18 protein-coding genes are annotated in these 22,535 nt (G+C 64.0%); 13 read left to right on the forward strand and 5 right to left on the reverse strand.

Translation table 11 applies throughout. The features are described from left to right. Positions 1–19 precede the first annotated feature (19 nt). The 3 genes from EH231_RS02145 to EH231_RS02155 are packed head-to-tail and all read left to right on the forward strand — an operon-like array spanning position 20 to position 4,231. Positions 20–2,182 carry a thiamine pyrophosphate-dependent enzyme gene (locus EH231_RS02145; protein WP_090425089.1) on the forward strand — a complete coding sequence of 721 codons (2,163 nt, stop codon included), beginning with the start codon at positions 20–22 and terminating at the stop codon, positions 2,180–2,182. Between the two features lie 10 nt (positions 2,183–2,192). Further along, on the forward strand, positions 2,193–3,422 hold the full coding sequence (locus EH231_RS02150) for a CoA transferase (protein ID WP_124711785.1): 1,230 nt from the start codon (positions 2,193–2,195) through the stop codon (positions 3,420–3,422). Further along, positions 3,419–4,231 (forward strand): acyl-CoA thioesterase, encoded by an 813-nt coding sequence (locus EH231_RS02155; RefSeq protein WP_124711786.1) that lies wholly within the window; start codon positions 3,419–3,421, stop codon positions 4,229–4,231. Before EH231_RS02150 ends, EH231_RS02155 begins: the two co-directional genes overlap by 4 nt. A 265-nt stretch (positions 4,232–4,496) precedes the next feature. Here the strand turns inward: EH231_RS02155 and EH231_RS34185 are convergent, their stop codons facing one another. Beyond that, the gene (locus EH231_RS34185) at positions 4,497–4,655 is read right to left on the reverse strand and encodes a hypothetical protein (protein WP_241177862.1); all 159 of its coding nucleotides are present in this window, start codon (positions 4,653–4,655) and stop codon (positions 4,497–4,499) included. Next, on the reverse strand, positions 4,652–5,662 hold the full coding sequence (locus EH231_RS02165; protein WP_124711787.1) for a hypothetical protein: 1,011 nt from the start codon (positions 5,660–5,662) through the stop codon (positions 4,652–4,654). The genes EH231_RS34185 and EH231_RS02165 overlap by 4 nt, the downstream gene beginning before the upstream one ends. A 486-nt stretch (positions 5,663–6,148) precedes the next feature. Here EH231_RS02165 and EH231_RS02170 point away from each other — a divergent pair, with 486 nt between their 5' ends. The 10 genes from EH231_RS02170 to EH231_RS02210 all read left to right on the forward strand — a co-directional run bounded on the left by EH231_RS02170 (position 6,149) and on the right by EH231_RS02210 (position 18,833). Continuing rightward, positions 6,149–6,838 carry a FadR/GntR family transcriptional regulator gene (locus EH231_RS02170; protein WP_241177863.1) on the forward strand — a complete coding sequence of 230 codons (690 nt, stop codon included), beginning with the start codon at positions 6,149–6,151 and terminating at the stop codon, positions 6,836–6,838. Positions 6,839–6,976: 138 nt separating this feature from the next. After that, positions 6,977–8,095, forward strand: a complete 1,119-nt coding sequence (locus EH231_RS02175; protein WP_090425094.1) for an ABC transporter substrate-binding protein — start codon at positions 6,977–6,979, stop codon at positions 8,093–8,095. A gap of 530 nt (positions 8,096–8,625) precedes the next feature. Continuing rightward, entirely contained in the window at positions 8,626–9,834 is a 1,209-nt protein-coding gene (locus EH231_RS02180) for an MCE family protein (protein WP_241177864.1), read from the forward strand. A gap of 50 nt (positions 9,835–9,884) precedes the next feature. Continuing rightward, positions 9,885–10,859 carry an MCE family protein gene (locus EH231_RS02185; RefSeq protein WP_241177865.1) on the forward strand — a complete coding sequence of 325 codons (975 nt, stop codon included), beginning with the start codon at positions 9,885–9,887 and terminating at the stop codon, positions 10,857–10,859. Next, complete coding sequence (locus EH231_RS02190) at positions 10,859–11,956, forward strand: MCE family protein (RefSeq protein ID WP_090425096.1); 1,098 nt, start codon at positions 10,859–10,861, stop codon at positions 11,954–11,956. Before EH231_RS02185 ends, EH231_RS02190 begins: the two co-directional genes overlap by 1 nt. Further along, the gene (locus EH231_RS02195) at positions 11,953–13,407 is read left to right on the forward strand and encodes an MCE family protein (protein WP_090425097.1); all 1,455 of its coding nucleotides are present in this window, start codon (positions 11,953–11,955) and stop codon (positions 13,405–13,407) included. Before EH231_RS02190 ends, EH231_RS02195 begins: the two co-directional genes overlap by 4 nt. Continuing rightward, entirely contained in the window at positions 13,404–14,732 is a 1,329-nt protein-coding gene (locus EH231_RS02200) for an MCE family protein (RefSeq protein ID WP_090425098.1), read from the forward strand. Before EH231_RS02195 ends, EH231_RS02200 begins: the two co-directional genes overlap by 4 nt. Next, positions 14,732–16,339: an MCE family protein gene (locus tag EH231_RS02205; protein ID WP_090425099.1), complete on the forward strand. Its 1,608-nt coding sequence runs from the start codon at positions 14,732–14,734 to the stop codon at positions 16,337–16,339. The genes EH231_RS02200 and EH231_RS02205 overlap by 1 nt, the downstream gene beginning before the upstream one ends. A gap of 47 nt (positions 16,340–16,386) precedes the next feature. Next, on the forward strand, positions 16,387–16,884 hold the full coding sequence (locus tag EH231_RS34890) for an Rv2253/PknI dimerization domain-containing protein (RefSeq protein ID WP_458251956.1): 498 nt from the start codon (positions 16,387–16,389) through the stop codon (positions 16,882–16,884). A 188-nt stretch (positions 16,885–17,072) separates the two neighbouring features. Further along, positions 17,073–18,833: a GMC family oxidoreductase gene (locus tag EH231_RS02210; RefSeq protein ID WP_241177867.1), complete on the forward strand. Its 1,761-nt coding sequence runs from the start codon at positions 17,073–17,075 to the stop codon at positions 18,831–18,833. A gap of 3 nt (positions 18,834–18,836) precedes the next feature. Here EH231_RS02210 and EH231_RS02215 read toward each other — a convergent pair whose 3' ends face one another. From EH231_RS02215 to EH231_RS02225, 3 genes are all read right to left on the reverse strand, one after another. After that, on the reverse strand, positions 18,837–19,670 hold the full coding sequence (locus EH231_RS02215) for a CbbQ/NirQ/NorQ/GpvN family protein (RefSeq protein ID WP_124711788.1): 834 nt from the start codon (positions 19,668–19,670) through the stop codon (positions 18,837–18,839). After that, positions 19,657–20,466, reverse strand: a complete 810-nt coding sequence (locus tag EH231_RS33735) for a nitric oxide reductase activation protein NorD (protein ID WP_164480738.1) — start codon at positions 20,464–20,466, stop codon at positions 19,657–19,659. The genes EH231_RS02215 and EH231_RS33735 overlap by 14 nt, the downstream gene beginning before the upstream one ends. Before the next feature lie 896 nt (positions 20,467–21,362). Further along, positions 21,363–22,493: a spirocyclase AveC family protein gene (locus EH231_RS02225; RefSeq protein ID WP_090425103.1), complete on the reverse strand. Its 1,131-nt coding sequence runs from the start codon at positions 22,491–22,493 to the stop codon at positions 21,363–21,365. Positions 22,494–22,535: the final 42 nt, after the last annotated feature.

Raw genomic sequence — 22,535 nt, forward strand, 5'->3', positions numbered from 1 at the left:
CGCGAGCTCAGGAGGCCAGGTGGCCAGTTCTCACCACGAAGCCATCGACGAATACTTCTGCACCACCGTTTCGGAGTTCACTGGACCCGGCGACCAACCGTGGCCCGACGGATCGGCGTTGACCGAACGGATTGCATTGGCCCTCTTCGACGCCCAGCTGGGCAGTCGCCACCTCGACCTGGCCGCGCGCTGGTTGCGGGCACAGGGCAAAGGCTTCTACACGATCGGATCATCCGGACACGAGGGCAACGCGGCGGTCGCCGCGGCGCTGCGCGCAGACGATCCAGCACTGCTGCATTACCGTTCCGGAGGTTTCTACCTGGCCCGTGCTGCTCAGGTGGCCGGCAGCGATCCTGTGCGCGATGTGCTGCTGGGCCTGGTCGCTGCCACTGACGAGCCGATTTCCGGCGGGCGGCACAAGGTGTTCGGCCGCCACGACCTGAACATCATTCCGCAGACTTCGACGATCGCCTCGCACCTACCGCGGGCGGTGGGGGTCGCCTTTTCGATCGCCCGGGCCCGCAAACTCGATGTCGCCTGTCCGTGGCCCGACGATGCGGTCACGGTGTGCAGCTTCGGTGACGCATCAGCCAACCACTCCACGGCCGTGGGCGCGATCAATGCCGCACTGCACGCCTCCTACCAGGGACTGCCCATGCCGCTGCTGTTCGTCTGTGAAGACAACGGCATCGGGATCAGTACCAAGACGCCGCGCGGGTGGGTGGCCCGGACTTATGCCCACCACGACGGACTCAAGTATTTCGCCGCCGACGGCTGCGATCTGTTCACGGCGTTCGACACCGCACTGGCCGCCGCACAGTGGGTGCGCAACCATCGCAAACCCGCCTTCCTGCATCTCGGCACGGTTCGGCTGATGGGCCATGCCGGCTCCGACTACGAGCCGGCCTATCGCAGGCCCGATGAAATCCTGGCCGACTTCGACCGAGATCCGGTGCTCAATACCGCGAGAATCCTTGTGGCACACGGTGTACTAACCGCCAGCGACGCCGTCGAGCGATACGAGGCCAAACGGACCGAGGTGATCGCGCTGGCAGGGGAGCTCAGCGCCTGCTCACAGCTCGACAGCGCGCCGGCGGTGATGAAACCGCTGCGCGATACGTTCGACGAGGCCCGGGCGGTCTCGGTGGCCGGCCCGGCAGAACCGGGCGGCGCGCCGCTGACCCTGGCGCTGGCCATCAACCGAGCCCTCAAGGACGTGCTGCGAGCGCACCCGGAGGCGATCGCATTCGGAGAGGACATCGCCCGCAAAGGCGGCGTCTATGGCGTCACCCGGGGCCTGCAGAACACCGCCGGACCCGCCCGCGTGTTCGACACCCTGCTCGACGAACAAACGATTCTCGGCCTGGCCCTGGGGGCCGGGCTATCGGGCCTGCTGCCGATCCCGGAGATCCAGTACCTGGCCTATCTGCACAACGCGGCCGACCAGATCCGCGGTGAGGGAGCCACGCTGCAGTTCTTCTCCAACCGCCAGTACCGGAATCCGATGGTGGTGCGGATCGCGGGCTACGGCTACCAGAAGGGATTCGGCGGCCACTTCCACAACGACGACTCGATCGCTGCGATCCGCGACATCCCCGGGGTGGTGATCGCATCGCCGGCCCGGCCCGACGATGCGGCAGCGATGTTGCACACCTGCGTCGCCGCGGCGAAAACCGCTGGTGCCGTGTGCGTTTACCTCGAACCGATCGCCCTGTACCACACCAGGGACCTGCACGCCGATGGCGATCAGGAATGGTTGGCGCCCTATCCGGCCGAGCCGGTGCGCATCGGTGCGGCCCGCACCTACGGTGCCGGCGCCGACCTGACCATCCTGACGTTCGGCAACGGATTGTGGATGAGCCTGCGGGTGGCCCGTCGCCTGGAGCAGGCCGGGATCGCCGCGCGGGTGGTCGACCTGCGCTGGCTGTCGCCGCTGCCGGTCGAGGACATGCTGCGCGAGGCGGACGCGACCGGCCGGGTGCTCATCGTCGACGAGACCCGCCGCACCGGAGGCGTGGGGGAAGGCGTGCTGGCCGAACTCATCGATCACGGCTTCACCGGCAGCGTGCAGCGCGTGGCCAGTGCCGACAGCTTCATCCCGCTGGGCGACGCCGCGCTGCAGGTGCTGTTGTCCGAGGACACCATCGAGGCCGCCGCAGTGAAACTGGTCGGCGCACGATAGCTTGACTGGCATGGCCGAATCTGTGACGCCGGATCCGACCCGTCCGCTGGCCGGGGTGCGCATCATCGAGATCTCCAGCTTCGTCGCCGTGCCGCTGGCGGGCATGACCCTGGCCCAGTTGGGGGCCGAGGTGGTGCGGGTGGATCCCATCGGGGGTGCTGCCGACTATCACCGCTGGCCGCTCACCGACGGCGGTGACAGCATCTACTGGGCCGGGCTGAACAAGGGCAAGCGCTCGCTGGCCGCCGATATGCGCTCACCCGAGGGGCAGCAGCTGGTACAGCAGCTGATCGCCGAGGCCGGCGTGCTCATCACGAATGTGGCCGGGCGGCAGTGGCATTCGTACGACGTACTGTCCGCGCTGCGTCCCGACCTGATCCATGTCGAGGTGTCTGGGCGCGCCGACGGTGGCACCGGGGTGGATTACACGGTCAACGCCGGCCTGGGCTTCCCGATGGTGACCGGGCCCGCGCAGTTGGCCACGCCGGTCAACCATGTGCTTCCGGCCTGGGATGTCAGCTGCGGGCTGTACGTGGCGCTGGCAGTCAGTGCCGCACTGCGCCATCGGGATTCCACCGGTGAGGGCGCACGGATCAGTATTCCCCTGGAGAACGTCGCACTCGCCACGGCGGGCAATCTCGGGTTCCTGACCGAGGTGATGATCAACGGCACCGGCCGAGAACGGCTCGGCAATACCCTGTACGGCACCTACGGGCAGAACTTCACCAGCAGCGACGGCGTCGGCTTCATGCTCGTGGCGCTCACCGGCCGGCATTTCCGCGATCTCACCGAAGTCACCGGGACCACCAAAGCCGTTGCCGCCCTTGCGGAGGCGTTCGGTGCCGACTTCAGCGACGAAGGTCAGCGCTACACCCACCGCGACGCGCTGACCGGACTGTTCACCCTCTGGTTCAGCGAGCACACCGCCGAGGAGATCAGCACAGCGCTCTCGGGAACATCGGTGCTCTGGGAGCGGTACCGCAGCTTCGCCGAGGTCGCCGTCAACGAGCGGGTCGTCGCCAACCCGCTGTTCACCCCGCTGGAGCAACCCCGTATCGGGACCTACCTGGCGCCGGGCCTGCCCGTGTCGATCGGTGGGATGTATCCGCCCGCCGTCCCCGCGCCCGCGCTCGGGGACGACACCACCGCCGTGCTGGCCGAACACCTCGGGCTCGGTGCCGACCAGATCGTGGCACTGACCGAATCCGGCACCGTCGCAACGGGTACCGACAAGCGGTGAGCACCCTGCTGAGGCTGTTGGACGTCGGGGCCGATGCTGCCGCCGACGGGGAGGTCTTCACGGGGCAGGCCAGCGGTCCTGCCGGTAAGCGGGCCTACGGCGGTCTGATGGCCGCGCAGAGCCTGGCGGCCGCCTGCCGGACGGTGGGCGATGACCGGGCTCCGACCAACATGCACCTGCAGTTCCTGCGCGGCGGGGACGCCGGGGAAGCCGCCGAGTATCGCGTGCAGCACGTGTACGACGGGCGCACCGCCTCGGCCCGGCGCGTCGAATCCTACGAGCATGGCCGCATGCTGACAACGGCGACGGTGTCGTTCGCGACGGCGCTGGCCGGGCCCGTGCACGGGTTGAGTGCGATGCCGCACGATCCTGAGGTGCTGCCGTGCACCGGCCCGCCCGGCCCGGCGCCGTCCCTGCCGCTCGACGAGTTCGACATCCGTATCGCCGACGAAGGGGAGGGCGACGAGTTCGTGCGCCGGATGTGGTGGCGGGTCACCACCGGCCTGCCCGAGGATCCGTTGGTGCACACGCTCATCGCGGTCTACATCACCGACCTGTACGGGATCGATCCGGCGTTGGCCGTGCACGGGCACAGTATGCGTTCGCGCAGTCACCGCAGTGGCACGACCGATTCGTCGATCTGGTTTCACCGTCCGGTGCGTGCCGGGGAGTGGAATCTGCTGGAGTCGCGCTCACCGGCCGCGGCGCGGGGCCGCGGCCTGATCACGTCACGCCTGCTGCGCGCCGACGGTGCGGTCGCCGCCACCTTGGTGCAGGAGGGGTTGGTCGCCGAGCGCCTGGCGGACTGAGTCTTCTATGGCTCCGTTGCCAAACAGTTGTCGGGACTTCAGTCGTTGAGATGGCGTACACCGTGGAGAACTTTCGACGTAGTGCGGTGCGATTAAGGTCTTGGTGATCACCACCAGCACCATCAGGATGCCTATGGTGGCGAACCCGGACACGACGGTGGTGCTCAGCGGGGTGCGCTCGCCTGGCTGGCGATGATCAGTGCGACGAACCCGCCCAGCACGGCCCAGATGAGTGTGCCGAGCGCCATCACGATCGCCTGACCGATCAGGGCGGGATCGTTGGGACGGCATAGCTGAGGTTTATCACTACCAGCCCTTGCAGCAGAATCGTAATGAGAAACCACGCCAGATAGATGATCTCGGTGCGTCGCTTGCCGGGGTTGGCCGCCAGGAGATGGAACTTCGGCGGTTCGGCCTGGGTCACCGCCCGCGCGCGAGGTCGAAGGGCGCCATCGCCATGTCGAGGATTTCGGGGGCGAGCAGCGCACCGGCGTATTCGACCCAGCACCAGCTGCGCGACGGAACCTTGGCCGACGAGCTGGCGGTGAGACGCCCGAAGTAGTGGATGTAGCTGCCCGAGGTGTCGAACGTGAATGTGTATGTGTCCGAACCGATGTTGGCGTCCAGCCTGGTCAGCTTCCCTGCATCGTCGAACGCCGGAGTCGCCGTTATGTCGTCGTGCGCGATGGTGACACCGTCGGTGACGTGGTATCCGGGACCGAACGCGACGCCGTCGCGCCCCTGCCAGAAGCAGCCGCCGCCCCACTGCCCGTCCGGGTACTCGTGCATCCACGACACCCACATCCCCTGCAGGTGCCGGACAATGGGCAGCTCCGGGTACACCCGTCCCGGCGCCCCGTAGGCGTAGTCCTGATGCAGGTATCCCGAGACGGGAATGCCGTCGATGGTTCCGGTGGCAGCCATCAACTCGTGCCGGTAATACGCGTGCTCCGCGACGCCGTCCTGCACGGGTACGTGAACGGTGAATACGTCGGTGACGTTGGTGCCGTGTATTTCCCAACGTCCGCTCGCGTCGTGCCAGTGGAGACCGTCGGCGTCGCGTTCGATGCGTCCGCTGGGATAGGTTAGGGAGACCGAGGCAGCGGTGTCGGCGTAAGCCATCGGCTCGAACCAGTCGATGGTCGAGTACTCCGCGAACAGGTGTGGTTGTTCGGAGTCGAATGTGGGCCGGAGCTTTTTGAAGCCGGCGATCGGTGACACTACGTGTGTCATCCCGGTGAGGAAGTCGTCGGCCCCGCGCAGCCCCCAATAAGTCTGCCCTGCAGAGTTATTGACCACCGCACCGATCCACATTCCGGCCAGAGCGGCATCTGGTCCGGGGATCCAGCCCCGACGGTAATGATCGAGTGTGGGTCGTTCCGTCGTGACGGTGAATTCGAACGCGCTTCGTTCGTTGAATACATTGCTCACGACCCTGCCTCCGAACCGAAGCAGACGGTGCTACGGACCCTGCCGCCTCGCAGAGATGCGTTACCGCAGTGTTGATGTCGTGGAGGTCGTCGAGCTGGGGGATGAGCTCGCGGATTCTGGGGGCGACACCCTCGGTGGAGGATCTGCGGCTTCGCTACGTTTGGTTGTGAGCGGGTGGGGCGGAGTGTTTCGCAGTCATACCGCGCCCATGAAGGGGGCCGCCGTGTGTTGCGTTGGTATCTTGAGACACGATTGACCGCCATGTCTGCATCTAAACCTCTAAAGGTATTATCTGTAAAGAATGGATCGCGTGCCTGGGAGGTTATGCGCTGCGTACATGGACAAGTTTGATTCGTGCCTCATGCGGTGGTCTGCATCGATGGGGCGGTAGGGAGAGAAGTGGCCAAGCCGACGGTAGGTAGGAGTGGATCGGCCGGTGGGCCTGCGCCCGGAAAGCCCAAGCAGATCGCCGACGAACTGCGTGGTTTGATCATCGAAGGCGGGCTCGATGAGGGCGACCTGCTGGGGACCGAGGCCGAATTGCTCGAACGTTTCGAGGTGTCTCGACCGTCATTGCGGGAGTCGTTGCGGATTTTGGAGGCTGAGGGTCTGATCTCCGTGGTCCGGGGCGCACTAGGCGGGGTCGTCGTGCACCGGCCCGATCAACGGATGACGGCGCGGGCCGCGGCGTTGGTGCTGCAATCCCGCAGCGTATCGCTGGCTGATGTGTTCGAAGCCAGCGCGGTGATCGAGCCTGCGGCGGCTCGGATGGTGGCCATCTCACGCGGGCGTGAGCGTGCCGCGCAGCAACTGCGTGGATTGGTGATCGAGATGAAGCGCACCGTGAACGACCCGACGGCATGTACTGCCGCGATGGTCGGATTCCACAGCGACATGGTGCAGTTGGCCGGAAACCAGACGCTAATTCTTATCTGCGAGATGATCAATGAGGTCATCGTCCGCGCAGCAGTGGCCGACGTGCTTACGCGAAGCCAGCGGGAGCCCATTGCGTCGCGGCGCCGCACGATTCGGGAGTTTGAGCAAATAGTCGACTTGATCGCGGCCGGTGATGGTGAGGGTGCGCAGGCGCGTTGTGCCGCGCATATGGCGCGTCTGCGGCGGACGTTGCTCGGCGAGCATGGCAGTTCGACGGTTGAGCTGGCTCGTCATCTCTGACGCCCGCGCGCGCGTCCGCCCTGAAACCTATAGAGGCTTCTCTGGACTGCGGCCGTAATGATGCGTTAACTTTGAACTCTTCGAAAGAACAGATGTATCGACCCGGGTCCCGCCGGCAGGTGACGGGAAAGGAGCCCTATGGCCGACGTGACCCCGGCACGCATCGGGCTGCTCATCGACTACCTGGATGAGGACGGCAGCTACGACGAGAACATCCTTCCTGCAATGCAACTCATCGCTGACGAGTTCCAGGAGCGCGGAATGATCGAGCGGCCGGTCGAGTTCGTCGTACGTGCGGTTCAGGGACTGCCGAACGGGTGTTTTCGTGCCGTGCGCGACGCCTTCAATCAACTGGTCGACGCGGATGCGTTGGTGATCTTCGGGCCGTGGGTCTCAGAGAATGGCGTCGCGCTGCGCGGGTATGTCGAGGACCTTGCGCAGGTACCGATCATTACGATGGCTGCGTCGGAAAGTATGCTGGGGGAATGGGTTTTCGGCCTTCCGGCCGGCTCCATGGAGGAAGAACCCATCATCATTGCCACGGTTGTGGCCCTCGATGGGTGCCACACCGTCGGACTTGCTTTCGAGAACAGCCTGATTGGCCGTGAGTACCTGCGAACCAGCCGAGAGGCCTGCCGAGATGCAGGATTGACGATCACGGCCGAGGTGGCGATTCCTCAGGTTGAAAGCGACAAGCGAGCCGCAATGGCCACGCTGGCAGAAGGTAGGCCCGACGCGGTCATGCACGTCGGTTTCGGCCTCGGGCTCATCGGGATGAACGCTGCACTTGAGCACATCGGTTGGATGCCGCCGCGTTACACGACGACCGCATTCGAATTCGCCGCGACAAGTCCGTGGTGGCGCGAGCAACTCGCCGGCTGGATCGGTCTTGACCAGTACGACGAGCGGAATCGGACCGGGCAAGCGTTTCTGGATCGTTTCGAGCGGGCCTACGGGCGTCGCCCTGAGTACTTCTTTCCCTTGTACTGCTACGACGTGGGCCGGCTCATGATGACCGCTCTCGCCGGCGCTCGGCCCTTGACCGGTCCGGCTGTCAAAGAGGCGTTGGAGCGCATCAAGATGCTCCCGGCGGCGACCGGTGCCCCCGGGACCCGGTTGAGGTTCGGAAAGTTCATCCGGCACGGCTGGGTCGGCAGTGAATTCCTGGTCGCGAGGCGAGTGCTTCCTGACGGCAGCGCGTCTGTACTGCACGCCACCATCGAGGGCCACGTAAATAACCCTGTCATGCTCCGCTAGTCACACTTATATCTACATGTATCTGGCGCATCTTCCCAAATGGTGCGAGGTGGAAGACTTGTAAAGCAGTCGCGGGGCGGGGAGCTGTCGCGCCTGGCATCGGCAGCGACGAGTTATCGAATGAGCACTCTGAACTGCATGTTAATACTTCCTCCTGGCGGGTCGACGTTGTCGCATCGCCATCGAGGATCGGTCGATTGAGGGTAGACAACCCGTTGTGTGCTGCGTTATACCTTTAGAGGTATGTGGCACGCGGTATCCGGATGGTCGCACACAAGTCAGATATGAATCTGCTTGCGGTGATCAGGGTGGAGGGCAGTGGAGCGCCGCAACATCGACCGGCATGGCGAAAGCATTGCCGTCGAGGTGATTTGGTCAGCCGCAGGGGTGCGATCGGGCAGTCGTAGCGGCACGGGTGTCGTCGCGGACTTAGAGGGGGTGAAACGCCGGTGAGCCGATACGGGGATCGATCCGACGTGGCGGAAACGCGGGTACGCGTGGGAACGCACCGACGTTCCTCAGTAGCAGCGGTGAAGCCGACCTCCAGCGTCGGGCGTGTCTGGCCGCGCCCGGTGGCCGGGTTGATCACGGTGCTGATCATCGGATTGGCGATCGCCATGGTGGCGGTGCTGTTTCGCGGTGACCTGAACTCAGCAGTCCCGGTGACGGTGATGTCACCCCGCGCGGGACTGGTGATGAACCCCGATGCCAAGGTGAAATTGCGGGGGGTTCAAGTCGGAGCCGTCAAGTCGTTGGAGGCCTTACCCGATGGGCGCGCAGTACTGCATCTGGCGATGGATCCAGCGCAGCTGCAGCAGATTCCGGCCAACGTAGGGGTTGATATCGCGTCGACCACAGTGTTCGGCGCGAAGTACGTTCAGCTCATTGATCCAGCGGATCCGTCACCGCAGCCAATGGTTCCCGGTCAAGTACTGGACGCTTCACGGGTCACTGTCGAAGTGAACACCGTTTTCGAGCAACTCACCGCGGTGCTCTCGACGATCGATCCGGCCAAACTCAATCAGACGCTGGGCGCGATCGCCTCCGCCGTCAACGGCCGCGGGGAGTCGATCGGTCAAATGCTGGTCGACCTGGACACCTACCTCGCCACCTTGGAGCCCGGATTGCCGGCGTTAAGCCACGACTTGGCCACTGCACCAACAGTGCTCAACGCATATGCCGATGCAGCACCCGATCTGCTCACCGCTGCCGGCAACGCAGGCCGAATCAGTCAGAGCATCGTTGATGAGCAACACAATCTCGATGCATTTCTGGTCAGCATGATCGGACTCGCCGATGTCGGCAACGACGTCTTGACGGCAAACCGCGCCCCACTGACCGATGCAGTCCATCTGCTGGCGCCGACTACCGATTTGACCAGCCAGTACAACCAGGCCCTGTACTGCCTGATGGGAGGTTTGATCCAAGCCGCCTACATCAAGCAACCGCAGGTGCCCGGCGCCATGGTCAATGCGGGGTTCGTCCTGGGCAAGGAGCGCTACCGGTACCCGATAGATCTGCCCAAGGTCGCTGCGACCGGTGGCCCACAATGCGTATCAGGGCTACCGAACGTGCGCTATCTGTCCCGGCCCCCGCTCGTCATCGCCGACGTCGGCACCAACCCCGCTCGATACGGCAACGAAGGCATCCTGTTGAACACCGATGGCCTCAAGCAAACGCTGTTCGGACCGCTCGCTGGGCCGCCGAGAAACTCCGCACAGATCGGTCAACCTGGATGAGGCACGCGACGAGGGGCACGGCGGTCAAGTTCGGTGTGTTCGGTGTCGTGATGACAATACTGACCACCTGCTTGTTCGTAGTTTTCGGCCAGTACCGGACCGGATCGTCGCATGACTACTCAGCAGTATTTGCCGACGCTTCCAGTTTGAAAAAAGGGGATTCGGTGCGGGTGGCCGGCATCCGAGTCGGCACGGTCACCAGCGTCCAACTACGGCCGGACACCACCGTGCTGGTCAGCTTCGATGCAGACCGCTCGGCGGTGCTCACCACCGGAACCCAGGCGATAGTGCGCTACCTCAACCTGACCGGAGACCGCTACCTCGAACTCGCGGCGGCACCAGGATCCACCACCATCCTGCCCGCCCAAGCTCAGATTCCCATCGAACGCACCGCACCGGCCCTCGACCTCGACTTGCTCCTGGGTGGGCTGCGGCCGGTAACCCAGGGATTGAATCCCGACGACGTCAACGCGCTGACCCAATCGTTGTTGCAGGTCTTGCAAGGGCAGGGCGGTGCCCTGCAATCGCTGCTGTCGGAGACCTCTTCGTTTACCACCGACCTCGCCAACAACGATCAACTCGTTGAACAACTCATCGACAACCTCAACACGGCAGTGGGCACACTAGCCAAAGACGGCGAGAAGTTCTCCGGCACGATTGATCGCCTGCAACAGTTCACCAGTCAACTCGCCGCCGACCGCGATCCCATCGGCAACGCGATCACCGCCCTCGACAAAGGAACCGCGTCGCTGGCCGACCTGCTCACTCACGCGCGTCCACCGTTGGCCGCCACCGTCGACGAACTCAACCGCCTGGCACCCAACCTGGAGACGCAGAAAGACCACCTCGACGCCGGATTGCAGCGGATGCCGCACAACTATCGCAAGCTGGCGCGCCTGGGCGCCTACGGCAGCTTCTTCAACTACTACCTGTGCGGTGTGGCAGTCCGAGTCACCGATCTAGAGGGGCGCACAGCAGTCTTTCCCTGGATGAAGCAAGAAACGGGAAGGTGCTCAGACAACTGATGCTGAAATACCTTGCACCCCAGCTTATCCGAGGCGGCTTCATCGGTGTCGTTGTGATCGTTTTGGTGATCGTCGTCGGGATGCGGAGCCAACAGTTGGTGTCCTATGCCACCGAGATCCGGTATCAAGCCTTGTTCGATCAAGCCGGCGGGTTGGCCGAAGGCAATAACGTCACCATGTCGGGAACGAGCGTTGGCACCGTATCGAGCGTGGAGCTTCACGACGGGCAGGCCCTTGTCACCTTCTCTCTGCGCAGTGACATTTCGCTGGGAACGCAAACAACCGCCCACATCCGCACCGGTTCGCTGTTGGGACAGCGAGTGCTGACCGTGAACGCCGCAGGACCCGGCCGGATGCCAGCCCTTGACGTCATCCCGTCGACCCGTACCTCCTCGCCGTACTCGCTCACCGAAGCGGTGGGCGACCTCACCACCGACATCGCCGGCACCGACACCGACACACTCAACCAGTCCCTCGACGCTCTTTCGGCCACCATCGAGGCGATCTCGCCGGATCTGGGATCAACTTTCGACGGCCTCACCCGACTGTCGCGGGCGCTCAATGCACGCAACCAAACCCTGGGCGAGCTGTTCGAACACGTCAGCGACGTCAGTGCGGTCCTCTCCGAGCGCAGTCAACAGGTCAATACCCTCATCCTCGACGGCAACGCATTGCTCGACGTTCTCGTGCAGGTGCGCCAAGCAATCGTTGAACTGCTCGCCAACACCTCGGCAGTGGCCAACCAACTCACCGGCCTGGTGCACGACAACGAGGCCGAACTGGCACCCACACTCGACAAACTCAACGCCGTCACCGCAGTACTGGAGAAGAACCGCGACAACATTGCCAAGGCGCTGCCCGGATTGGCGCAGTACGAACTGAGCACCGGTGAACTGGTCTCCAGCGGCCCGTACTACCAAGCCCAGATCGCCAACCTGAGCATGCCTCAACTGTTGCAGCCCTTCTTGGACTATGCCTTCGGATTCCGCAGAGGAGCCGGCGCCGGGCAGCCACCCGACAATGCGGGCCCACGTGCAGAATTCCCGTTCCCGCGCAACGGGATCCCGCAACAACAAGAACGATGGGGTCCGCCATGATTGCCCGCCCACACACCGCGCTGGCAGGTGCGCTCATCGCGTTGGCCCTCGCGGCCAGCGTGGTGCTGGTGCACGCCTCGTACTTTGGCGTGAAAACGGTGACCGCTTACTTCACCTCTGCCACAGCCATTTACCCGGGCGATGGTGTCCGGGTCGCCGGAATCAAAGTCGGAACCATCACCGCCATCGCTCCCGAAGGCGGCCAGGTGAGGATGTCGCTGGACATCGACGGTGGCGTGCCCATCCCGGCCAATGCCAAAGCCGTCATCGTCGCTGCCAACCTGCTCGCGGCCCGCTACGTGGAGCTCACCCCGGCCTACCGGTCCAGCGACCCTCACGCCAACGGCCCCACCATGGGCGACCACGCCGTAATCCCGATCGATCGCACCGCCGTCCCGGTCGAATGGGACGAAGTCAAAACCCAACTGATGCGCCTGGCGACCGAATTGGGGCCCAACAGTCAGGTCTCGACTCCAGCGATCGCGCGATTCATCGACAGCACCGCCAATGCACTCAACGGCAACGGCGACAAACTCCGCGAAACGCTGAACCAGCTTGCCGGCGTCGGACGCATCCTGGCCGATGGGAGCGGCAACATCGCAGACACCGTCAAAAACCTGCAAATGTTGGTCACCGCGCTGCGTGACACCAATCCCCAGATCGTGGAATTCCAGGGCAGGTTCGCCACGTTGACCAGCATCCTCGATGACAACCGCACTGATCTCGACGCCGCGCTGAACAATCTGTCCTCAGCACTCGGTGAAGTCCAACGTTTCATCGCCGGCACCCGTGACAAGACCAGCGAACAAGTCCAACGGCTGACCAATGTCACCTCCAACCTCGTCGAGCACCGCAAGGACCTAGAACAGCTCCTGCATGTGACACCGACTGCGCTCGCCAACGGCTATGGCGACTACAACCCTGACACCGGCACGATTATGGGCTCGATCTCGTTCACGAACTTCTCCAACCCGGTGCAGTTCATCTGTGCCGCGATCGGCGCCGTCAAGAACACCACCGCATCCGAAACCGCGAAACTGTGCGCGCAATACCTCGGGCCGGCACTGGGCCAACTCAACTTCAACAACTTGCCGTTCCCGATCAACCCCGCGCTGGCTCCCTCTCCGCGCAACGTCCTCTACACCGACCCAGCGCTGGCACCCGGCGGGACCGGGGGCACTCCCGTGCCCGCCGAGCAGCCTCCGTCTGTTTCGGCCTACACCGGGGCAGGCGATGTGCCCCCGCCGCGGGGCTGGAACCAACCGCCCGCGCCGCCGGGCCTATATGCACCATTGCCGGCAGCGCCGTCGCCGGCGCTCTATCCCGGCGCGCCGCCGCCCACGGTGCCCAGCGTCGAAAATCTGTTACTACCTGCCCCCGCGCTGCAATCGCCACCTCCGCCCGAACAAGCCGCGCCCGTGCCACCCACCGAAGGGACACCCCCACCATGATCGGCTGGCATTCAATGAGAATGGGAGCGGCGGTCAGCACCGCTGCGGTGCTCATGCTGTCAGGCTGTGCCTTCAACGGGGTGAACTCCCTGCCGCTGCCTGGCACCGTCGGCCATGGACCCGGAGCCACCATCTACCACGTCGAAATCGCCAATGTGGGCACGCTTGAGTCGAATTCGCCGGTCATGATGAACGACGTCGTCGTCGGAAGTGTTGGCACGATGACGCTGCGTGGTCAGCATGCCGACGTCGAAGTCAGGCTTCAAAGCGGGGCCAACGTCCCGGCCAACGTCGTCGCCACCGTCGGGCAGACCAGCTTGCTGGGATCACAGCACCTGGCGCTGGACCCGCCACCCGGGCAGCCTCCGCTGGGGCACATCGCACCCGGGTCCACCATCGCGCTGAACGAATCGTCGACCTATCCCTCGACCGAGCAGACGTTGTCCTCGCTGTCTGCGGTGGTCAACGGCGGAGGCCTGGGCCAAGTCGGCGACATCGTCCACAATTTCAATGCGGCACTGTCGGGACGTCAGGACGCGATCCGTGACCTGATCACCCGCCTCGACAGGTTCATCGGTGTACTTGACGATCAACGCGGCGACCTGATCGCCTCCATCGATGCCCTCACCCGACTGACCGGCACACTCGCCGGACAACATGACGTGATCACCGAGACGGTGCGCACACTTCCCCCCGCACTTGACGTGCTCCTGGCCGAGAAGCCGCGCATCATCACCGCGCTGGACAAACTGCGGACCTTCAGCTACACCGCGATCACGCTGATCAACGACACGCAGGCCGACCTGGTGAAGAATCTTCAAAACCTCCAGCCCACCATACGTGCACTGGCCGACGCCGGCCCAGGCGTTATCGACGGCCTGATGTACGCCACGGTTTTTCCATACGGCCAGAACGTGATTGACCGCGGCCTCAAAGGCGACTATCTGAATCTCTTCGCCGTCGCGGACCTGACCGTTCCCCGCCTCAAACGCGGCCTGTTCCTGGGAACTCGCTGGGGTGTCGACGGAGCGCAACTGGTGCCAGCCCCTGGAGACCCAGGCTATGACTGGTACTACACCAACAATCCGCTCGGCGCGCCACTGACGGTGCCGCCGGAGGGCACTGCGCTTGCCCCACCAGTCCCGCCGGCCGGGCCGCCGGTGATTCTGCCCGGTGGGCCCGTCCCGCCCGCAGCGGCGCCGCCATCGACGGCGCCGCTGGGCTCACCGCCGCCCCTTGACACGCCAGCCCCATCTGCGTCCGCACCCACCGAACAACCAAGCGGCGAACCGCCCTTGCCTCCGGCTGATCAGGGAGAACGCTAATGCTCACACGGTTGGTCCGGGTTCAGTTGGTGCTCTTCACGATCGGCTCCATCGTGGGGCTGGTCACCATGGTGGTGGTCTACATGCAGGTGCCGACACTGCTGGGCGTGGGACGTATCACCGTGACAGTGGATCTGCCGGGAACTGGTGGGCTGTACCGCTTTTCCAACGTGACCTACCGCGGTGTGCAGATCGGCAAGGTGACAGCGATCTCGCTCATTCCACGCGGAGCCAAAGCGACTCTGTCACTGGATGCCTCACCAAAAATCCCCGCAAACCTGGAGGCTGATGTGCGCAGCGTGTCGGCAATCGGCGAGCAATACCTCGACCTGAAACCCATCTCGGACACACCCCCATACCTGCACGACGGTTCGACGATCGCCAAGGCAGACACCACTGTTCCGCAACAAGTCGGGCCACTACTTGACCAAACCAGCGCGCTGATCAAGAGCATCCCGAAAGACAAACTCGGACTGCTGCTCGACGAAAGCTCCAGGGCGTTCAACGGCGCCGGTTACGTCCTGGGATCCCTGATGGACTCATCGGCCAAAGTATCGGCCGGCCTGAACGATGTGCGCGACCCCACCAGAGCCCTCGTCGAGGACTCCGCGCCGCTACTCGATTCGCAGGCCGCTGCCACTAGTGATTTGCGGACCTGGGTACGCGGCCTCGCCAACATCACCACCGCGCTAGTCGACGACGACCAACAGATCAGGAAGGTGCTCAACGATGGACCGGCATCGATCAACGAGGCGTCCCGGCTCTTCGAGCAGGTCAAGCCGACACTGCCGGTGCTGCTGGCCAACCTGACCTCGATCGGACAGATTCTGGTCACCTACCGACCCGGCCTCGAACAAATCCTGGTGTTGATGCCGCCCTTCGTCGCCAACATCATCTCGGCAGCGCCCGACCACAATCCGACCGGGCTAGGACAAGGCGACTTCACTCTCTCGTTCGGGGATCCACCGTCGTGCACCGTCGGCTTCCTCCCGCCCAGCCAATGGCGGTCTCCGGACGACACCTCAGAGGTCGATACGCCCGAAGGTCTGTACTGCAAACTGCCCCAAGACTCACCGCTGGCGGTGCGCGGGGCCCGGAACTACCCCTGCATGAACAAGCCGGGAAAGCGGGCCCCGACGGCCGAGATCTGCAACAGCGACAAACCGTATGTACCCCTGGCAATGCGCCAACACCTCACAGGCCCTTACCCACTGGACCCCAACCTGATCGCCCAAGGCGTACCGCCCGACGCTCGGGCCACTAACGACGACCACATTTTCGGTCCGATCAACGGCACCCCCATGCCGCCGCCGGCCGCACCAGACCCTGACACTGACGGACCCATCCAAACCCCGCCACCTGCACCACCGCTGCCCAACCCCGTACCCCCAGTGCCGACGCCCGATCCCGGCGGCGCGGTACCGGCGGCACCAAGTGTGTTCGGCGGCAACAACACTCGCTCACAACCTGCGGTCGTCTTCGCGCAATACGATCCCAATTCCGGACGCTACGTCACACCTGACGGCCAGACCTATCATCAGGCCAACCTCGTTGCCTCCAAGCGGGCCGCGACCTGGAAAGACCTCGTGATGGAGGATCGCCCGTGACTTCGGCGCTCAGGTTAGGGCAGCAACCAGCCACCACTGCACTGCCAATGCTTCTACTGATCGCTGCGTCGACTGTCGCGGCATTGACTACCGCCCCGAGCGTGGCCGCTGCATTCTGCGACCCCCCACTCAACGGCGCCTACCGTGCAGTGTCAGACGGGACGTGGGCGAAAACCAACGAGATCTTTCACGACGAAGCCACGGTGACCAGTACCTGGACGGTCAGTACCACGTGCAGCTCCGAAACATCTGACTGTGCAGGAGATGTGAGAAGCAGTCAAGGGTGGAGCGCACCCATCCGATGCGACTCAGCGGGCCTGTGGTCAGTGCGACGACACCTTGACCGATGGGCGCCCTGCCACGACGGCACCGTGGCACCAGCCGATCAGCTGCTGTACTTTTCGCCCGACCTGTCTGGATCGCCGAGCTTCGAGGAAGTCGCAGCGTTCTCGGGTTGGGACCGCACAGTGGGGATCAGCGGTGGCTGCGGAATCAACCGCCCGCTGGTCATCGAGATGCCATTCCAACTCACCCGAATTCCATGACATAGGAACACCGGCACCCTCACGACCCACCGCCGCTGCCAAGGACCAGCGACCAAACACGCACCTGCGCAGGCGAACTGCGGGAACGCAGGCGGTGAGACCGGCGAACAGCCGAAGATCGTTGCACCCTATGTACTAGTCCAACACTTGCCTGATCCGGGATCAGCGCTGTGAGGGGTGTCGCCCGTATGGCCTTGTACTGGAAAGTATCTGGTCTGGACGCGATGCGAGATCTGGATGCGCTACGGTCGGTACATAATTCAGAAACTGAAATATATGCGGGTCCAAGAAAGGTCTGGGGAATGAATCGAGCGCCGGTTATCAAAGGTTCGGCCGGTTTGGAGTCGGCGGACTACGTCGTCGTGGGATCGGGTAGTGCAGGTGCGATCGTCGCCCGACGTCTGGCCGACACCGGCGCGGCCGTCATCCTGATTGAGTCAGGGCGCCAGCGGCGTGGCCCGCTGGTCACCGTTCCCGGTATGTGCGGGGCCATCCATGCGGTCACATCCCTTCAACGGCGGGTCACCTGGCCGGCGTACAGCGTTCCGCAACGACATATGAAGGGCCGCACCCTTCCCCAGTCGCATGGCCGGATACTCGGCGGCGGCAGCGCGATCAACGGGATGGCGTTTGTGCGCGGAAACCGGCAGAACTACGACGAGTGGGCCGCTAGTGGTGCGAAAGGCTGGACGTTCTCAGAGGTCCTGCCCTCGTTCCGGCGGCTGGAGAGTTTCGAGGACGGTCCCAGCGAGCTGCGCGGCGGATATGGTCCCATCGCCGTCGAACGTGCTACAGGACTGGCGAGTATCACCGAAAGTTACATGGTCGCGCTAGCGGAAACCGCCGGAGTCGGAATGAACGACGACTACAACGGCTCGCAGCAGACCGGGGTAGCGCCACTACAGCAGAGCATTAGTGCCGGCCGACGAGTGGGTACCGATCGCGGGTACCTATCGGACCCGCCGCCGAATCTTCGCGTACTGACCGACGTCACCGCGACCCGGGTAGTCATGGAGGCCGGGCGCGCAACGGGTGTGGAGCTCGTCGAGGGCCGCAACCGGCGACCGATTGGCTCTGCTCGCGCCAGCCGCGAGGTGATCCTCAGCGCCGGTTCGCTCGGTTCGCCGCGGCTCCTGATGCTCTCAGGCATCGGCCACGCGCACCACCTGCGCGAGCACGGTATCAAAGTCATCGTCGACCTGCCCGTCGGTGACAATCTGCACGATCATTTGTTTGTGCCGATGTCCTACCAGGCTCGCGGCGGGCGCAGCGCATCACCGCTGAGCTTCGCCGGCGCAGCAGTGCGAGAATGCGTGCGTCCAAGGTCGACGTACCTGGCGCACACCCTGTTTGAAGCGGTGGCGTTCCTCGATAGCGGCGTCGGAGCGGGCCGTGACGTTCCGGATCTCCAGATGTTCATTCTTCCGATGAGCTATCCGGAAAATCAGGACAGTCCCGGTCTGCACTTGGCCGCTGAGTCCTCGTCTTCGCTGACGCTCATGCCGACGATGATCTATCCCGAGAGCCGGGGAAGCGTGCGTTTGGCGTCGACCGATCCGTTCGCGGCTCCGTTGATCGACCCCAACTATCTGGCTGAACCCCGGGACGTAGCGACCCTGGTGGCCGGTATGGAACTGGTCCGGGAAACGTTGCCCCACCGGGCGATTGCACGAGAGATCGACCGCGAAGTGCTGCCAGGCTCGAATCGCACCGGTGCTGACCTGGCCGACTTTGTGCGCCGAAACGCCTCAGGTGTGTATCACCCGGTCGGGACATGCCGGATGGGTACAGACGAACGCGCGGTCGTCGATCCAGCGCTACGGGTCCGAGGGGCGGAGGGCTTACGCGTTGTCGACGCCTCGATCATGCCGAGCATCGTCGGCGGCAACACCAATGCTGCAGCGATGATGATCGGCGAACGAGCCGCCGAACTAATCATCGGCGGTTGACCCTCAGTCGTGCCGCTGGCCCGCCAGATAAACATCGACAAGCTGACGAAGGCTCGCGCCCACGGCGTGGTCGTCGGTCAGCGGCGCGATAATGGCAGCCTCGGCCGCCTCACGCAGCGACAGACCGGCCTGGGCAAGGCGGGCGGCGGCGATCAGCACACGGGTCGAAGAGACCTCCCTGAGCCCCGCACCGTCAAGGCGGCGGATCGCCTGGGCAAGGCGAACCAAGTCTTCTGCGACGTGGGGACCGATGCCGCTTTCACGCTGCACGATCATGCGTTCAACATCTTGGTGTGGATAGTCGAACTGGATGGCGACCATGCGCTGGCGCGTGGAGTCCTTGAGATCCTTGAGAACGCTCTGGTAGCCAGGGTTGTAGGAGACAACAAGGCAGAATCCTGCTGCAGCGGAAAGTGTTTCACCGAGTCGTTCGATCGGCAGTGTACGGCGGTGATCTGCGAGGGGATGAAGCACCACGGTGGTGTCCTGTCGGGCCTCGACGACCTCATCGAGATAACAGATCGCGCCCTCGCGAACCGCGCGCGTCAGCGGGCCGTCGACCCATTCGGTTTCCCCGCCACGCAACAAGAACCGCCCGACGAGATCGGCGGTGGTGAGGTCGTCGTGACACGCCACGGTGATCAGCGGGCGTCCCATCTCATGAGCCATCGCCTCGACGAATCGTGTCTTGCCGCACCCGGTCGGCCCCTTGAGCAATACGGGGAGTTGTTGTCGGAACGCGGCCGCGAACACGCGTTCTTCATTGCCGACCGCGTGGTAGAACGGACGCTCCGTGGCAGGGCTCGAGATGTCGATGGCAGCGTTAGGTGGCGGCATCGGATCGCTGGTCCTTTCGGCGTTCTGATCGGTGTCGGTGGACCTCGGCGGTGCGCAAAGCCGCTCGACAGAGGCTGGCGATGACCGGCACCAGTCGATCGGGCCGGGGGACCGCTGCGTGGGCCGCGGTGCCGAAGACGAGTCGCAAATCCTCTGACGGAGCGGTGGCGCCCACCGTCAGGCACAGACACCCTGTACCCCGGCTGCGCACTTCGGCGAGTGCCCGTCGAACGTCGCGCGCTCCGTGATCCAGGTCGTACCCGTGATCGAACGCTAGCCCGTCCGAGACCACAATCAACAGACGCCGGGTGGTGCCGCCACTTTGGTCGATGATGCTGGCGCCGTGCCGGATTGCGGCACCCAATCGCGAGTACCCACACGGTTCTAGCTGACTCAGGCGTGCGAGCAGAGAACGTTCGTTGTACTCGGCAAACGTCTTCAACGTAGTCAGCCGGACGTTGTGCCGTCCGTGTGAGGAAAAGCCGTACACGGCAACGCGATCACCGAGCCCCTGCATGGTCGTGGCCAGCGCGGCAACCGCGATCCGTTGATGATCATGGATCCGAACTTGCCCGACGCCGGGCTCGGCGGTTGATCCCGAGACATCGAGGAGGATCAGCGCCGACAGATCACGACGATCGCGGACCCTCGCGAGATAGAACGCTCCGTCAGATTCCTGTGCGGTCAGTGCACAGATCCGGCCCTCGACGGCGGCGTCGATGTCGATGTCGTCTCCGTAGGGCTGTCGGGGGCGGATCCCGAGACCGGTACCTAGCCGAGACAGTGGTCTTCGCATACCTAGATCAGGGTTCGCCATCGAACCTTGCGGATGTTCATCGGGCTCGACGACGCGCACAGTGCACCACTCGGGCCGGTAGCATCCGCTGCTTGAATCCCACTCCGGGTACCGAAAGCCCGTGCCGGATAGCGATGTAACTAGTTCATTCGTGACGTTGACACCGATCACTGCGGTAGAGCTCGCGCGCCCCGCTGCACCCAGCTGTGACATCGAACGTCCCCCGACCGGCCCGTCCGTAGCTGCCAGACCTGACCCCCGCAACAGTGCATGCAGGAGGCGCCCGATCAGTGGAGAGCCATTTCCGGCGGCGACGAAACTGTCATCGGGCATCCGAGTCGACGGCACTGGCTGCGTCGACGCCTCGGCGGCGGCGCTGCGCTCGCCTGAGTTGTGGGCCTCGGGAGTTGCCGAACTATTGGGCATTGCCGCCAGTACCTGGTGTGGCCGAAGCGCCCCCAGATACAGACCGGACTCCGGGATGGCAAAACTGGTGCGTGCGAGGGCTAGTGAACCTGCCGGTGAGTCACTCAGCTTTGCGATGTCGTCGCGAATCATGTAGTCGAGTGACCGCGGCAGAAGGTTTCGCAGTTCGGCGACAGCGCGCGGCCCCTCGATTCTCAGAAATCGGCGACGTAATCGACTGTGCCACAGCAAGGGACGCATCAGCTCGCGCGAGAGGCTACCTGCGCCGATCAGCGCTGCGTGGACTACGACCGCCTCGATAGCGCTTCGCGAGTCCTCTGTGGGGTTGAGCGTGATCGTGTGGCCATCGGACCAGGCATGCTCGCCCGGCCCGCCGGCGACCACCTCAACTGGCTGGCCGGCGACCGCCGATGCAAGCATGTTGTGCAAGTGCGGCGAGCCATCAGGGCTTGGCTCCGCCGCCACGGCTGTCACTGGAGATTGCAGCGGTTCGACTCCACGGTGATATCCGTAGGCCGGCCGTCGGGTTGCCCGATCTGCCACGTGCTGGCTTTGCCGGAGGTGAATGGTCCTGGGGCGCCTTGTGATTGGTAGTAACCGCGTGGATCCCAGGTCTTAGCCTCTGGGTAGGGCCACGGGCAGGCTACAGCGGAGGCTGCTCCCGTCGTACGTGCCAGCCAGAACGCCGAGCTGAAACTCATCATCGCGACATTCAGCACGATCGCCATCACCAGAAACGTCGCCAGCTTGGGTCGACGATTGTGCAAGTGCAGTCGTTGGGCGATCTTGTCTGCCTGCGATTTTCCGGTGTCGTCCCGGTACAACAGAATTGACGCCGGGATCATGATGATCGTGATGAGCACGCTGGCCATCAACAGCGGGAACTGACTGTTCTTGCCCACATCGATAGAGCCGAATTCGACCACGTGGCTGTAGGTGAGGAACTGGGTGCGAGTGAGCAGGATCTCCTGGGCGGCATCCCAAATCGCACCGATGACGAATGTCAGCACAGCTATCGAGATCAGTGGGTGGCGCCAAACGAATGTGTCCGGGTCCCGCCGTCGCTGAATTGCCCGCAGGATCGGCATAGCCAGGAAATAGGGGAGCAGGACATATGGTGCATAGATCACTGAAGTCAGCGGTTCGATAACCGGAGAGATGTTGAGCCACGGCCAATCTCGGGGGAAGTGCCACAGGTCCGGGTTGTAGACCAGGCCGATCGCCCAGTTGTTGATCGGGTCCCACCAGAAAAGCGTGCTGGACGCAAGGATCATGAGAATGACCGGATGCCCGGGATGGCGCCTCCAGACCGCCGCCGAGGCACCGATCGTGACGGCGAGGAGCACTGCGCCCAGTATCTGCCCCCACAGGACGAAGTCGATGCTCGACCACAATGGTTGCACCGGCGGTGGTTTGCCTACGCCCGCTGGATTCGCGTTCTCAGATGAGGCCGGTCCATGCTTCTCCGCAGTCACCAGGATGAAGACCGCGACCGCGGCTCCAATCCCCCAACAGGTGAGGGCTCTCCAGGGTAGGGGCGCGCGCAAGCGTTCGCCATGGTCGGCAACCGAAGGTTGATGAACACGAGTTGATGGCTTCATGGCACTCCGCACTGTTTCCCGTAACAGACGACCGGCGAGGTG

Source organism: Mycolicibacterium nivoides, from assembly GCF_003855255.1.
GTDB classification, from domain to species: Bacteria; Actinomycetota; Actinomycetes; order Mycobacteriales; family Mycobacteriaceae; genus Mycobacterium; species Mycobacterium nivoides.